Source organism: Mucilaginibacter sp. P25, from assembly GCF_050859465.1.
GTDB classification, from domain to species: domain Bacteria; phylum Bacteroidota; class Bacteroidia; order Sphingobacteriales; family Sphingobacteriaceae; genus Mucilaginibacter; species Mucilaginibacter gossypii.
In genome coordinates this window covers 6,058,687-6,072,402 of the sequence record NZ_CP193937.1, presented here as the reverse complement: position 1 = coordinate 6,072,402, position 13,716 = coordinate 6,058,687, and the positions used below count along the sequence as shown (strand labels likewise).

At 44.8% G+C, this 13,716-nt stretch carries 12 protein-coding genes; 5 read left to right on the top strand and 7 right to left on the bottom strand.

Translation table 11 applies throughout. The features are described from left to right. The 4 genes from ACRQ5D_RS30635 to ACRQ5D_RS30620 all read left to right on the top strand — a co-directional run bounded on the left by ACRQ5D_RS30635 (position 1) and on the right by ACRQ5D_RS30620 (position 4,907). On the top strand, positions 1-1,626 hold the full coding sequence (locus ACRQ5D_RS30635) for a RagB/SusD family nutrient uptake outer membrane protein (protein ID WP_091162082.1): 1,626 nt from the start codon (positions 1-3) through the stop codon (positions 1,624-1,626). Positions 1,627-1,669: 43 nt separating this feature from the next. Beyond that, complete coding sequence (locus ACRQ5D_RS30630; protein ID WP_091162083.1) at positions 1,670-2,806, top strand: SusE domain-containing protein; 1,137 nt, start codon at positions 1,670-1,672, stop codon at positions 2,804-2,806. Positions 2,807-2,872: 66 nt separating this feature from the next. Beyond that, positions 2,873-4,027, top strand: a complete 1,155-nt coding sequence (locus ACRQ5D_RS30625; protein ID WP_091162085.1) for a glycoside hydrolase family 76 protein — start codon at positions 2,873-2,875, stop codon at positions 4,025-4,027. Positions 4,028-4,124: 97 nt separating this feature from the next. After that, positions 4,125-4,907, top strand: coding sequence for a glycoside hydrolase family 76 protein (locus tag ACRQ5D_RS30620; protein ID WP_431198679.1), 783 nt, complete (start codon positions 4,125-4,127; stop codon positions 4,905-4,907). A gap of 501 nt (positions 4,908-5,408) precedes the next feature. On the opposite strand, the gene ACRQ5D_RS30615 is transcribed toward ACRQ5D_RS30620, so the two are convergent. The 7 genes from ACRQ5D_RS30615 to ACRQ5D_RS30585 all read right to left on the bottom strand — a co-directional run bounded on the left by ACRQ5D_RS30615 (position 5,409) and on the right by ACRQ5D_RS30585 (position 12,981). After that, positions 5,409-5,654 (bottom strand): GIY-YIG nuclease family protein, encoded by a 246-nt coding sequence (locus tag ACRQ5D_RS30615; RefSeq protein WP_431198678.1) that lies wholly within the window; start codon positions 5,652-5,654, stop codon positions 5,409-5,411. Positions 5,655-5,696: 42 nt separating this feature from the next. Then, on the bottom strand, positions 5,697-7,388 hold the full coding sequence (locus ACRQ5D_RS30610) for a DUF294 nucleotidyltransferase-like domain-containing protein (RefSeq protein ID WP_432327626.1): 1,692 nt from the start codon (positions 7,386-7,388) through the stop codon (positions 5,697-5,699). After that, the gene (locus ACRQ5D_RS30605; RefSeq protein ID WP_432327624.1) at positions 7,310-7,603 is read right to left on the bottom strand and encodes a hypothetical protein; all 294 of its coding nucleotides are present in this window, start codon (positions 7,601-7,603) and stop codon (positions 7,310-7,312) included. Before ACRQ5D_RS30605 ends, ACRQ5D_RS30610 begins: the two co-directional genes overlap by 79 nt. Before the next feature lie 30 nt (positions 7,604-7,633). Further along, positions 7,634-8,290, bottom strand: coding sequence for a 3'-5' exonuclease (locus ACRQ5D_RS30600; RefSeq protein ID WP_431198677.1), 657 nt, complete (start codon positions 8,288-8,290; stop codon positions 7,634-7,636). Between the two features lie 144 nt (positions 8,291-8,434). Further along, positions 8,435-9,256 (bottom strand): DUF4249 domain-containing protein, encoded by an 822-nt coding sequence (locus ACRQ5D_RS30595; protein ID WP_091162093.1) that lies wholly within the window; start codon positions 9,254-9,256, stop codon positions 8,435-8,437. A 4-nt stretch (positions 9,257-9,260) separates the two neighbouring features. Beyond that, positions 9,261-11,924 carry a TonB-dependent receptor gene (locus ACRQ5D_RS30590; protein ID WP_256337307.1) on the bottom strand — a complete coding sequence of 888 codons (2,664 nt, stop codon included), beginning with the start codon at positions 11,922-11,924 and terminating at the stop codon, positions 9,261-9,263. 64 nt (positions 11,925-11,988) lie between these two features. After that, positions 11,989-12,981 (bottom strand): FecR family protein, encoded by a 993-nt coding sequence (locus tag ACRQ5D_RS30585; RefSeq protein WP_091162097.1) that lies wholly within the window; start codon positions 12,979-12,981, stop codon positions 11,989-11,991. 176 nt (positions 12,982-13,157) lie between these two features. Between ACRQ5D_RS30585 and ACRQ5D_RS30580 the strand changes: the two genes are divergently transcribed. After that, entirely contained in the window at positions 13,158-13,712 is a 555-nt protein-coding gene (locus ACRQ5D_RS30580; RefSeq protein ID WP_091162897.1) for a dihydrofolate reductase family protein, read from the top strand. The last annotated feature ends 4 nt before the right edge of the window (positions 13,713-13,716 follow it).

The window sequence follows — 13,716 nt, the reverse complement described above, 5'->3', positions numbered from 1 at the left end:
ATGAAAAAATATTCGACATATAAAACCGCCTTTTTAGTATTACTGGCCAGTTTATCGGCTTGTAAAAAACTCGATCTGGCGCCTACCAATAAGTTCACCGACAGCAATTTCTGGACTACTACCGAAAAAGCCGGCGCGGTGCTTAATACCGCTTATTCGCAAATGTTCAGCAACGACTATTTCTTTTATAACGAAGGAGCGTCGGACAATGCATACAATGGCCGCGGTGACAACCAGGGTGCTGCCTCGCTTGCCGCGGGTACATATGATCCGTCGTTAGGGCGAATCAAACAGGAGTGGGGGTTCCACTACAGCGGTATAAAAACCTGCAACATTTTTTTAGAGAATGTAGACAGGGTAACTGCTATGGATGCAACGCTGAAAGCCCGTATGAAAGCAGAAGCAAGGTTTATCCGCGCTTTTCATTATTTTATGCTGGAAACCTGGTGGGGCGATGTGCCTTTGTTTGATCACGACATCAGCATTGACGAATCAAAAAGCATCGCCCGCACGCCAAAAGCGCAGGTTGTTGATTTTGTATTGAAAGAGCTTGACGCTGCAGCAACTGATTTGCCGGTAAATACCGCCTATAAAGATGCCGACAGGGGCCGGATCACCAAAGGTGCAGCCATAGCCTTAAAAGCAAGGGTGCTGCTATATGAAAGCCGCTGGCAGGATGTAGCAGCCACCTGCGAAAAGCTGATGAACGATAACAGCAATGGTACTTACAGCCTGTTTCCATCGTACGAAGGTTTGTTTTTACCGCAGAATGAGTACAACAGCGAGGTGATCCTCGACCTAGAATTTGTACCGGATGTAAAAACATACAGTAACTTTTTTGATATGGCTCCGCTTGCTGTTGGAGCCCGTTTAAATGCCCTTGCCCCAACACAGGAGCTGGTTGACAGTTACCTGATGGAAAATGGTAAAAAGATCACCGATCCAGGCTCAGGGTATGACGAAAATAATCCCTATGTAAACCGCGATCCAAGGCTTACCAATACGGTTGTGTACAACGGTTATAAATGGAAAAAGCCGGATAACAGCGTACAAATTATTTATACCAAACCGGGCGACGATCCGGGTGCTACCAAGCCTGATGAATATGCGCCGGGCAAGGTAAGTTCACCAACAGCTTATTATACCCGTAAATATTACGACCCTTCATCTGCCGTAAATTTTCAATCCGCTTTAAACCTGATTCTCATCCGTTATGCCGATGTGTTGCTGATGTATGCCGAAGCTAAAAATGAGCTTGGTCAGCTGGATGCCGGTGTTTGGGATAAAACTATCAAAGCGCTGCGCAGTCGTGCAGGCTTTACCGATGCCCCTGCATTAAATTTTGCAGCTGGAAGCCAGGCTGATTTAAGAGAGATAGTTCGTAACGAGCGCCGTGTAGAACTGGCTATGGAAGGCCTGCGGGTATTTGATATCCGCCGCTGGCACACCGCCGAAACCGTATTGAATGGTTGGGCGCACGGAGCCAAATTTGGTCCGGCATCGGTTGATAATGGCTACATCAGGGCCAACCTGCGCACCTTTGACAAAGGTAAAAACTACCTGTGGCCAATCCCTCGCGATGAGCGCGCTGTTGACCCTAACCTAACTCAAAACCCGGGCTGGTAAATCATTAATTATTTATAAAAAGACATTATAATCAATTACGATCATGAAAAATATTACATACTGCCTCATGGCAGGCATCATAGCCATTTTAATGGTAACAGGCTGTAAAAAGGATAAAACCTTACAACATACACAGGTATCGGCAGTAACCAACCTGTTTGCTCCTGCAAATAACAAATTCATCCAGTTAGAGCCGGTAACCGGTTCAGCCACTTTTGAATGGGCCGAAGCTCATGCCGAAGACAATGGCCTGGTTTTGTACGAGGTTGCCTTTGATAAAGAAGGCGGCGATTTTTCAAAGCCGATTTACACCGTTCCTTCAGATGCTAATGGTTTGTACAATAAACTTACCATCTCCTATAAAGACCTGAATAAGGTGGCCGATTTAGCGGGGATCCAACCGCAGGCTACAGGTAAATTGAAATGGACCGTAATGTCGTCGAAAGGTATTAATGTGGTTAAAGCGACTGCATCAAGCATTATTGAAGTGCAGCGTGCCGCGGGTTTTACTGATATTCCTGCCGATCTGTACCTGACAGGTTCGGCTACCGAAGGCGGCGACGACTTAGGCAAAGCTGTGCATTTTAAACAAACTGCTGCTGGTGTATTTGAGGCCTGGACTTCATTAAAAGCAGGTACTTATCACTTCGCCGAGCGTAACACAGGCACGCCCGCTACCTATTCTATTGACGGTATCAAGCTGCTGAAAGATGGTAGCACTACCGTAACCGGCGCAACTAAAGTTGAGCGTATCGTAGTTGACTTTACATCTGCATCGGCTACTATAACCGAAGTAACTGAGGTTGGTTTATGGTTTGCGGCAGATAATAAAGTATGGTTCCCGCTGCCTTATAAAGCCGGTGGTAAATGGGAAATAGATAATGCTTCTATTGTGTTTCACCAGGAATCATGGGGTAGGGATGAGCGTTACAAGTTCCGCTTTACCTTTAAAGATGCTGCGGGTAATACTTCAACCCAGTTTTATGGCAGCAAAAATTCGGATAACAGTCGTCCGGATGCCAATACAGCCAAATCATTCTGGTACATGGTGCCGGTTAACAACTCGCAATATGATTTCTGCTTTAAGTTTACCGGTGCAGCCGATAATCACAACGCCGATATCGTAGTTGACTTTAGCGCTGATGCTGCTGCTTATACCCACTCTGTTACTGTTAAATAATATTAACCGCCTACCTGCCGCCGTGTTGTCAAAATATGGCGGCAGGTTGACGATAAAAGATATTTTATGAAAAATAAATTGCTCAACATAGCTACTGCTGTCCTTATGGGCGGCATAGCCATGACTTTTTCATCGTGTTTAAAGGATAAGCCTTTCCCCTTGTACGGCAATAAAGCTTCGGCAAAGGTGCAATATAAGTACGCCGAAACAGCCGATTCATTACAGGAAAAAACATACACAACCTTCATATCTGCAAACGGAAATTATTTTGTGGCGAACAATGCCGGCAGTACCACTTTTAATTACTGGCCTAATGCCCATACCCTTGATATTTTTACCGATGCCTACCTGCGCACCAATAATGATATCTACAAGCAAAGAATGAGCTCGCTTTTAGCCGGAATAAAAACTACTAACGGCGGTCTTTCCAATAATTTTTACGATGATATGGAATGGCTGGATCTGGCTACATTAAGGGCTTACAATGCTACAAAGGATGCCGCTTATCTAACGGCAGCCCACACGCTTTGGACAGATATTCAAACCGGCGAAAACAATAACCAGGGCGGCGGTATAGCCTGGCGTAAAAATCAGTTGGATTATAAAAATACACCTGCAAATGCTCCGGCCATCATCTTTGCGGCCCGTTTATATGCTTTGGAAAAAAATGAAGCCGACCTCGCGACAGCAAAAAGATTATATACCTGGCTCAAGAAAACCCTGCTTGATCCTTCGGGCATTATCTGGGATGGTATCAACGCCAATGGCGACGGGCAGATCAGCAAGTGGAAGTTTACCTATAACCAGGGCGTGTTTATCGGGGCTGCATTGGAACTTTATCATGTTACCAAAGATGCTGCCTACCTCACCGATGCGGTGAACACAGCCAATGCCACCATTAATGATACAGATATTTCACCCGGCGGCATCCTGAAATCGGAAGGGCAGGGCGACGGTGGTTTATTTAAGGGTATCCTGATCAGGTATCTTACACTGCTGGCCCTCGACCCCGATATTGCTGAAACCGACAGGACTAAGTTTATCAGCTTCCTGAAATTTAATGCCGAAACACTTTATACAGCAGGTATCGAGCGGCCGTCACTCATGATCAGTCCCGATTGGAAAAAACAGCCATCAGATACTACGGATCTTACCACCCAGTTAAGCGGTGTAATGATGGTTGAAGCTGCCGCAACGCTGAAAGCGGCCGGTAAATTTTAAACAACAACTTTGTAACAATAAAAGCCATAAAAGTATTCAACCACTTTTATGGCTTATTTTAGTACTTGATTTATACCTGTCTCAAATACAATTATCTATGAAAATTAAACTTATCGCCCTGCTTTGTCTTACCGTAGCTTTTAGTACGTGTGCCCAAACACCTAATTACAAAGAGCGGATAAAAATCATCAATCAAAACATTAACAGCTATTTTGCCGATACAAAGACCGGGTTATACCTTGAAACCACCGACTCGGTTGAGAATAAGGGCAACCATTCGTTTTTGTGGCCACTTTGTGCCCTGGTGCAGGCTGCTAATGAAATGGAAGTGCTGGAACCTTCCAAACAATATCTTAAGCCTGTTATGGTTGCTATCCAGCAATATTATTCGCCCCGCTTACCTACACCGGCTTACCAGGCCATGGTAGCAAAGGAAAAACAGGATTCGCGTTTTTATGATGATAACGAGTGGGTGGCCATTGCCTTGATGGATGCCTATAACCGTACCCATAACAAACAATATTTGGAAACCTCCAAAATGATCTACCGGTTTTTACTAACCGGTTATACCAATGAGGCAGGCGGTGGTTTTTATTGGGAAGAAGGCAACCGGAAAAGTAAAAATACCTGCTCAAATGGTCCGGGGATTTTGGTGGCCTTGCAACTGTACAAAGCAACAGGTCGTAAACAATATTTGGACACAGCTTTACTGGCTTATAACTGGACAAACAAAAACCTGCAGGCACCATCCGGCTTGTTTTATGATAACATAAAGGTGCCGTCGTTAAAGATCGATTCGGCTATTTATACATACAACGCGGGCACCATGCTGCAGGCCAATGTGCTGCTCTATAACATCACCCATGAAAAAAATACCTGACCGAGGCCCGCCGGATTGCCAAAGCCTCTGAACAATACTTTTACCGCAACAACCGGCTGCCCGGCAATTACTGGTTCAATGCGGTTTTACTTCGTGGCTACCAGGAATTATATCGTGTTGATAAAGACAAAACACAATTTCGTTTTTTTGTTGACGACGCTAACCGCATATGGCAACAGGAACGGAACGATAAAAACCTGCTCGGTCCGCATCGCATCAAAAGCCTGATAGACCAGGCAGCGATGGTGGAGATTTATGCGAGGCTGGAGGAGATGGGGGGTAAAAACGTCGGTGTACAGCAAAAAAATGGATGTCATGCTTCGACGAGCTACCCTATGACAACTTAAAAAAGGGGTGTCATACTGAGCCTGTCGAAGTATGGAGGGCAGGCCTCTGCGCGCGACCCTTCGACAAGCTCAGGGCGACAGGCCGACACACAACAAAAAGGGATTGTCATGCTTCGACAAGCTCAGGGTAACAGGCCTTTATTTTTTGCTTTAGCTAATTCCGGTAAAAGGTCCCAAGTGTCGTTTTGATAGCTTCTTTCTTTTCTCTTCGCCATCCTTTAACCTGTTTTTCAAATGCTATAGCTTGGTTAACGTCATTAAATACCTCATTAAACACCAGTTCCAAAGGTCGCCGTTTAAAAGTATAACAAGTAGGATTCTCGCCGGATTGATGCTCAATCAATCTTCGCTCAATATTATTAGTTATTCCAGTGTAGTACGAACCATCAGCACATTTCAATATATAAACGCGATATTGATTCAGGCCAACGTTTATCATCCCTTACCCAAACAAATTATTGGTAAACTCCATTTTTATCCTTGTTTGAAAGTTATCTATCGTCTTAAAAATCTCCTTTAAGGCTACTTTTTCAATTTTGGTGAGTTTATCCGGATCGATGTAGTTGTCGGGTTCGGTGCGGTCCCGGATAATTTGGGAGGCCTGGTTGCGGAGGCGCAGGCCCATTAAAAAATAGTACGACTGGATCAGCTCATGAACCTCTTTTTCGTTGAACACACCTTTCTCTTTTAGCGCCTTCAACCGCTCGCCAGTATTCACCTCAAAAATACGGTGGCGCAGGGCGTACATCCGCACCAGGTCGACGATCGGGGTCATTGATTTTTTAATGTCGAAAACTTCCTGGCTGCCTTTGGTGAACGTTTTGATGTTTTTGAAAAAGGTGAGGGGCGGCTCATATTGCAAAGCATTTTTAGCCATATGGAAAAAGATCTTACCCAAAGGTTTTTGCAATTCCTCGTCCAGAAACTCTTTTAACTCATCCATAATGCCGGCTTCGCCATAGAGGTATCGGCAGTCAAAAAATGTAGAGAACTGAATTACAGTTTCGGGAACAGCTTCGGTCATCCAACTTTCGTAATTGCGTTTCCAATGGGAGAGAGAGTGCGTCCATTTGGGGTTTTGGGCCATGTAGCCGCCGGTGCAAAAGCTGAAGCCGATATGGTCAAGTTTTTCAGATACCTGTTGCGCAAAACTCAGGAAATATTCGCGCACTAACTCACGCTGCTCGTTGGCTTTATCTTCATAAATAATGGCGTTATCCTGGTCGGTTTTAAAAGTTTGTTCCTTACGGCCTTCGCTGCCAAGCACCATGAAAACAAATTTGGCCGGCGGTTGGCCCATTGTTGCAATAACGCTTTCAATTACTTTTATGGCAATGGTATCGGCAATAGTGGTGATCACCTGGTTTACAATTTCGGCGTTTACACCCCGACCAAGCAATTGTGTGACCATTTGCGGTACGGATTCCCATTTGCGCTTAAGCTCCTGTACTGAAATGGCTTGTTTTACCGATTGAATGAACACCAGGGGCGATTGCGCCTGTTCGGACAATAATTTATTCCTGCTGATGCTGCCTACAAATTCATCCCCGTTTTTGATGAGTAAATATCGGGTTTTGGTACGGAACATCATCAAGATAGCTTCGTATACATAAGCGTTGGTGCTAATGCAAACGATAGGGTTATCCATAATGTTGCCGACCGGTTGGGCGGTATCTGCCTGTTTTGCAACTACATTATCGCGCAGGGTTATATCGGTCACATAGCCTACAATTTTGGCTTGCTCATCGCGGATAAAAATGCAGCTTACCTTGTGTTTGGCCATCAACCGTGCCGTTTCATAAACCGGGGTCCCTTGAGGGCAGGATACTATCTCGCGGTATTCGATACTTTCAATTTTGCGCGAGTACATTTGTTCGGAAGCTATATAGCTTTCCTCAAAAGTTGCCGGGCGTTTGTAAAAATGGGCAAACTCATCATTAAGCATCCGTTTACCAAAATCGGCAGTAAAATATTGTACAAAGTCTTCGTAAGCTTTGCACAGCGACCGGAAATCTTTGCGATGTAAAAAGAAAACGGTTGTGCCCTTTTTGGCTATTACCGTACGGATAGACTGTTTACGGTTAAGCAATACCGAAATACCTCCATAGCAGTAACCCGAATGATGATACTCCAACAACCGCTTATTTTGCTGGGTGTCATAAAAAAGGATTCGTATTCGCCTTCGGCAATGATGTCTACGCCGCGCATTTTGGTTACTTCCTGCTGGTAAATAACCGTGTCTTTACTATAACGGATCTCCTGCAACTGGTCGGCAACCTGTTCCAATACTTCTGTTGGAAGCAGATTAAAAGGGGATACTTTACTTAAAAATTCAAGACGTTGAACCATATAACCAAAAAGCTATGATGATGATCAAACTTAAAATGATGGCTGCGGGTAAAAGGTATTTTTTTCGGAGCGGATTTTTTGCAGGTAAACCTCCTGGTGCTCCACGCTCTCTTCGGTAATATCGCCGCGTTTCAGCATCTCAAAAAAGCACTCGGCGGTAGCCTCGGCATCTTCAAGGGCGTTGTGCTGTCTGTCAAAGGTTTTGTTAAACAATACTTCGTACAGTTGGTTTAACCTTAAATACTTGGTTTGCGGGTTTTGTACCCACTTGGTGGTTGCCAGCATGGTACAAAAGGTTTTTAAATTTTGAAGCGGATTGGTGATCCCTGTGCGGTAAAACTCAACGCCGGCAACATTCAGGTCGAGCTCAATAAAATGACCTATTACCAGTGGTTGATACTCTAAAAGATCATTGGCCAGCATGGTCACTACATCTTTGCGCCATTCGCCGTGCTCAACCAAATACTCCTGGGTAAGGCCGTGTACTGCGTATGCTTTTGGGCTTATGGTGAAGTCATTATCTTTAATATAATGATCTTCACGCTTTACCTCCCGCATATCTTTGGTGTACACGATCCACGACACCTGCAGGGCATAAGGCCAGTTGTCGTTATCACAATAGGGCAGGTCCCACTTTTTGGGCAGGCCGGAGGTTTCGGTATCTATGAATAAAAGGTAATCTTGCACATGCTAAATTTATGAATTTATTTGAATGATGGTAACAGGCAACAAAATCCCTGCGGGGAAATATTGGTTTAAATAAAAAAACTCGCCTTGGGCGGGCGTTTTTATATGATTTTCTCCAATAGTTACCCCTTTAAGGGCTGGCGGTTACGGCGCTGTCAATACCTTCCTCTCCACTGTGTGCGCACTAAAGTAACCCAACGCGCCGCCTTTAATATTGGTTAGCGGATTTGCCGGGGCGGCGTTATTGCCATCGCCGTTGGCGCTGTTGCTGAGACTGTAAAAGTATTTGTAAACAGTCGGGTCAATGCTCATCATTTCAATGGTTACCTGGTTGCCTGGGCGGATATCGCGTGCCGGGTTATCGTTGCTGTTATCAAACCTGAGGTTGTTGTTCACCTCCTGCCCGTTGGTAAATTCATCGTCTTCCAGCATGATCGTTTCTTCTTTGCGGCCGTTTACATACTGTACAAAGCGATAATAGTTTTTGGTAGCAATAGGGTCGTCATATCGCACGGTAACATATTTGCGCGGGGTGCCGTCTTTATTATTTTGAAGCTCGTCTTTAACCAGGTAAATACTATCTAATGGAACGCCGGGGTGCATTAAGCAGCTTGAGGTGAATGTTTTGCCGTCAACACTAACATTAAGCTGATAAGTATGGCCGGGGTTGCCTGTTAAAGTACTGTTTTGGTAAATGCCGGTAATTGTAGCTGTAAGCGGGTAAACATTGTTATTATCATCGGCAATGGTAACGGTAGCGCCGCCTATGCCATTGAAGTCATTGTTATCGGTGAAGTTTTTGGTCTTACTTAATAATACTTTGCAGCCGCCGGCCTGGTTGGTTAATACACCTTCAACTACATATTGCGGGGTAGTATCTTTTAGTTTAAGGTCGATGGCCTTTTCGCAGCTGCTTAGGCTTGCTGCAAAAAGCAGGATAGTTATATATTTTATAGTGTTTTTCATCGGCTTAAAATTTAAAGTTATAGGTAACCGAAGGCACAAAGGTGAACAGGGTAGTGCGCACCGCCTCGGTACGGCTTGCGTCGGTCTTGTTGTCGCGGAAAAATATGCGGTAAGCGTTTGGATTACCGTATGCATTGTACAAACTGAATGTCAGATCAGACTGAAATTTCGCCGTTTTTTTAAGTTGCCTGGTTGCCCCTAAATCTAAACGGTGATAAGCCGGCATCCTGTCGGCATTTCGGTTGGTATAGTAGTAATAAGTTACGCCGTCAACCTGGTATTTACCACTCGGAAAGGTCACGGCATCGCCGGTATAGTAAACAAAGTTGGCGGAGAATGTCCATTTTTCGCTGGCTTTATACATGGCTACAATGGCAATGTCGTGGGTGCGGTCCTGCCGGGCATTGTACCACTTATTGTTATTGATGCCGTCAATCATCCGTTCAGATTTTGACAGCGTATAGCTGATCCAGCCGCTAAGCCTGCCGGTTTTCTTCTTCAGCAAAAACTCGGCACCGTAGGAGCGGCCTTTTCCAAAAAGTAACTGTGTTTCTATGGGTTGATTGGTGAACACATTGGCGCCATTGCGGTAATCTATCTGGTTTTGCAGCTTTTTGTAATAGCTTTCAACGGTAAATTCATAGTTGTGTTCGTTGAAATCCTTGTAGTATCCCACAGAGAACTGGTCAGCAATTTCCGGCTTAATGATATTAGTGCTGGCCACCCATTTATCCGTTGGTGAACCCGAGTTTGAGTTGGAGATCAAATGCAGGTTTTGCGCATTGCGGGCGTACGATGCCTTGATAGAACTTACATCATTTAGCTGGAAAGCCGCTGCAATGCGGGGCTCAGGGTTTATATAGGTTTTTACCTCCTGGCCGGAAGTGTAATGTTTAGAGCCTACGATGTTCCCGTCAGCATCAATATCGTAATAATCGCCTGAGCCAAGTATGGTAAAGGCCGACAGGCGTACCCCGTAGGTTAAAGTAAAACGATCTGTTGCTTTCCAGGTGTTGGTAACATAAGCGGCGTTTTCAAGGGCATACCTGTTTTGCAGGCTTTGAGATATAACGCCGGAGTTACCGGTAGCCGAAATTTCGCCCGGCTTAATGGTATGGTAAATGCTGTTTACACCAAAGCTGATGGTGTTTTTGCCGCCGGCATACCATTGCATGTCTTCCTTAAAGTTAAAATCGCGGATCTGCGAATAAATATTGTATTCGTTTACATCCTGCTTAATGTTAAGCTTATAGTCATAATTGCTGTAGATGAGCGAGGTGTTTGAAAACAGCTGACTGTTAAAAATATGGTTCCAGCGCAGGGTAGCCGTGGTGTTACCCCAGTTAATGCCGGCTATATCGGCAGCCTTAAGCACATCCTTTCCAAAATATCCCGAAACAAACAACCTGTCTTTATCGCCTAAAACATAGTTGGCTTTGGCATTAAGGTCATAAAAATAAAGCTGGCTTTTTTTGGCAATACTGTCTTTTGACAAGGCCAGGAAAGCATCGGCATAAGTACGCCGTGCGGATATCAGGAAAGATGATTTGCCCTTTTGAATAGGCCCTTCGGCATTAATGCGCGCGGCTATCAGGCCAATGCCGCCGCTTACGCCAAACTTCTGGTTGTTACCATCGTTCATTTTAATATCCAGTACAGATGAAAGCCTGCCGCCGTATTGTGCGGGCATATCGCCTTTATAAATATTGATATTCTTGATGGCATCGGAGTTAAAGGTGGAGAAGAAACCCAGCAAATGCGATGCATTGTATACGGGTGCCTCATCCAGCAGGATCAAATTTTGATCGGTTGCACCTCCGCGTACAAAGAAACCGCCGCTGCCTTCCCCGGCCGATTTGATTCCAGGCAGCAATTGGATGGTTTTGATCACATCACGCTCGCCAAGCAGGACGGGAATGTTTTTGGTTTCCTGGATGCTGAGGTGCTCAACGCCCATTTGCGGGCTGGCCAAGTCGCGTGCGCCGGCAGGCGCTGCTTTAACAGTTACTTCCTGCAATTGCTGGGCATTGTCTTCCAGTTCGATATTTAAACGAAGGTTGCCGGCTAATGATACCGGAACAACCGCGGCTTTTTGCCCCATAGCGCTTACCGAAAGTTGATGGTCACCGGCAGGCAGTGTAAGCGAATAAAAGCCGTATTCGTTACTTGATGTGCCAAAGTTTGCATCGGTAACCCTAATGCTTGCGCCAATAATAGTTTCGCCGGTTTGTTTTGATTTAACGGTGCCGCTTACCGTGTATTTGCCATCAGTGCCGGCGGCTGCCTGCTTTTTTACCTTGCCGGCATCGTATTTGATCAATACTTCATTATCAAGCACCGTAAAAATAAACGGGTGCGGAGCAAGGGACTTGCGTAATACCTCGCCCAAAGGTTGATTTTGGGCATTGACACTGATCTTAACCGTGCTTTTGGCAACTGTTTCATTATAGGTGAACCTTACGCCACAGGCAGCTGTGATTTTCTCCAAAGCCTGCTTAATCGGTTCGTTGTTTATGGTTATAGTAACGGGTTTATCTAAAGGTCCCTGGGCTTGTGCTTTGCTTAGTGCCATCATTAAAAATAACAACAAGCAGAGTGCCGTTCGGAAGGGTGTTCGCGTTATTTCGCAAATCAGCATGGAGGGCCATGCCGGTCTGTTGGTTTTCATAGTTGCTTTAAATTGTTGGTGTGGTTTGTTTCCTTTTTAGGGATGATGTTTTAGAATGAAAAGGTTAATTGTTGGATGATAAAGGTTGCAGGAAATATTGGTTTTCGACCCGTTTCCAGCGAAGGTCCATTACGGCGGAAAGTTTATTAAACGTTTTGTCGATAGGCTCATTCGTGTTGATATGACCGTAAAAACCGTTTTGGGTGATATCCGGCGTAAGGTGTATGCGGATACCATACTGATGCGACAGGTCGTCAACCACGGTTTGCAGTGACGCCCCGTCATAACTGAACAAACCGGTGCGCTGTGAAAGGAATTTGGAAGCATTGGGATAATTTTCCTTAATTAACGATCTGTCAGCCTTGTTATACAAGGCCCGTTGGTTAAGTACCATAATGGCTTGCTGGCTTTTGGGTAGGTTATGCTCCTGCACCGCCACTTTTCCGCTGATAACCGTAACTTCAGAGATAATCTGGTCGGGATAGGCTTTAACATTAAAGCTGGTACCTAATACCACGGTTTTAAGCTGTCCCGATTGGATAACGAATGGATGGTCCTCATCATGTACTACGTCGAAAAACGCCTCGCCCTCCAGTATTACCAAACGTTCTTTAGTCCTGAATTTATCTGGATAACTGATGCGGCTGCCGGGACTAAGCCAGATCCGGGTACCATCGGGCAAACTGATTTGCCGGTGTTTGCCCGGAGCTGTAACCAGATCGACCTGTTTGGCAGGATCAATAACTTCCAATACCTGGTTTTTGTAAAGCGCGGCAAAGGTAACCAGCAATACCAAAGCCGCTGCAGCAGCAATGTTTCGCCATAAGGTAAATACCTTACGTACAGGTTGTTCAGGTGTTTCCATTTGCGCGGTTATCTTACTCAAAATACTTTCCCGCAGCTGCTCAGGATTTTGGTATTTCGAGGCAGATAACAATACTTCTTCATCATTAAAACCAGCATACCAGGTATCAAGCCAGGCTTTTTCGTTAGCACTGATGGTGCCTTGTTTTAATTTATGAGCGAGCTCCCTTACGTTGTAGGTGTTGTTTTCCATTGTGCCTGATCTTTCAACCTTTTGCACATATAGTCAGTGATGGAAGCAGATACCCTTAGTGGAAAATGAAAAATATTTACCGCTATCTTTTTTTCTTTTTGGTGAGATAAAGATCTGTATAAGTTATGCCGGTTGAAAATTTACTAATTTTAAAAAAGCCAATTAAAACCAATCAAATGAGAAAAGTAATCTACGGCATTAACCTAAGCTTAGATGGTTGTTGCGACCATGCCAAATTTAGCGGTGGCAAGGATATATTAGAACATTTTACCCGACTTATGGATGATGTTGACCTGATTGTATACGGGCGTAAAACCTTCGAGCTTATGGTTCCGTATTGGCCGGATGCCGCAAAAGATCCTTTATCAACCAAAGAGGAAAAAGAATTTGCACAGGCATTTGACGGTATTGAAAAACTTGTTTTCTCACGGACGCTGACCGGCACCAACGATAAAAACTCTGTTATTAGTCAAGCAAACCCTGGCGACGAGATCCGCAAACTGAAGCAACAGGCCGGAGGTAATATTTCAATAGGAGGTGTGAACCTGCCCTTACAACTCATTGAACTTGGTTTGGTTGATGAGTTCCATTATGTTATACATCCCGTAATTGTAGGCGAGGGGAGAAGTCTGCTGGAAGCTGCAGGTTTAAAGGAAAATGTAGGCTTAAAACTAATTGAATCAAAGATCCTTGAATCGGGCTGTATCGCGCTTCATTATGTTAAAAACTGAAGTG

Coding starts and splice junctions, on each gene's coding strand:
- ACRQ5D_RS30605 (WP_432327624.1), bottom strand. CDS start 7,603: ATGGTTCAACGTCTTGAATTTTTAAGTAAAGTATCCCCTTTTAATCTG.
- ACRQ5D_RS30580 (WP_091162897.1), top strand. CDS start 13,158: ATGAGAAAAGTAATCTACGGCATTAACCTAAGCTTAGATGGTTGTTGC.
- ACRQ5D_RS30625 (WP_091162085.1), top strand. CDS start 2,873: ATGAAAAATAAATTGCTCAACATAGCTACTGCTGTCCTTATGGGCGGC.
- ACRQ5D_RS30595 (WP_091162093.1), bottom strand. CDS start 9,256: ATGAAAAACACTATAAAATATATAACTATCCTGCTTTTTGCAGCAAGC.
- ACRQ5D_RS30590 (WP_256337307.1), bottom strand. CDS start 11,924: ATGAAAACCAACAGACCGGCATGGCCCTCCATGCTGATTTGCGAAATA.
- ACRQ5D_RS30585 (WP_091162097.1), bottom strand. CDS start 12,981: ATGGAAAACAACACCTACAACGTAAGGGAGCTCGCTCATAAATTAAAA.
- ACRQ5D_RS30620 (WP_431198679.1), top strand. CDS start 4,125: ATGAAAATTAAACTTATCGCCCTGCTTTGTCTTACCGTAGCTTTTAGT.
- ACRQ5D_RS30635 (WP_091162082.1), top strand. CDS start 1: ATGAAAAAATATTCGACATATAAAACCGCCTTTTTAGTATTACTGGCC.
- ACRQ5D_RS30630 (WP_091162083.1), top strand. CDS start 1,670: ATGAAAAATATTACATACTGCCTCATGGCAGGCATCATAGCCATTTTA.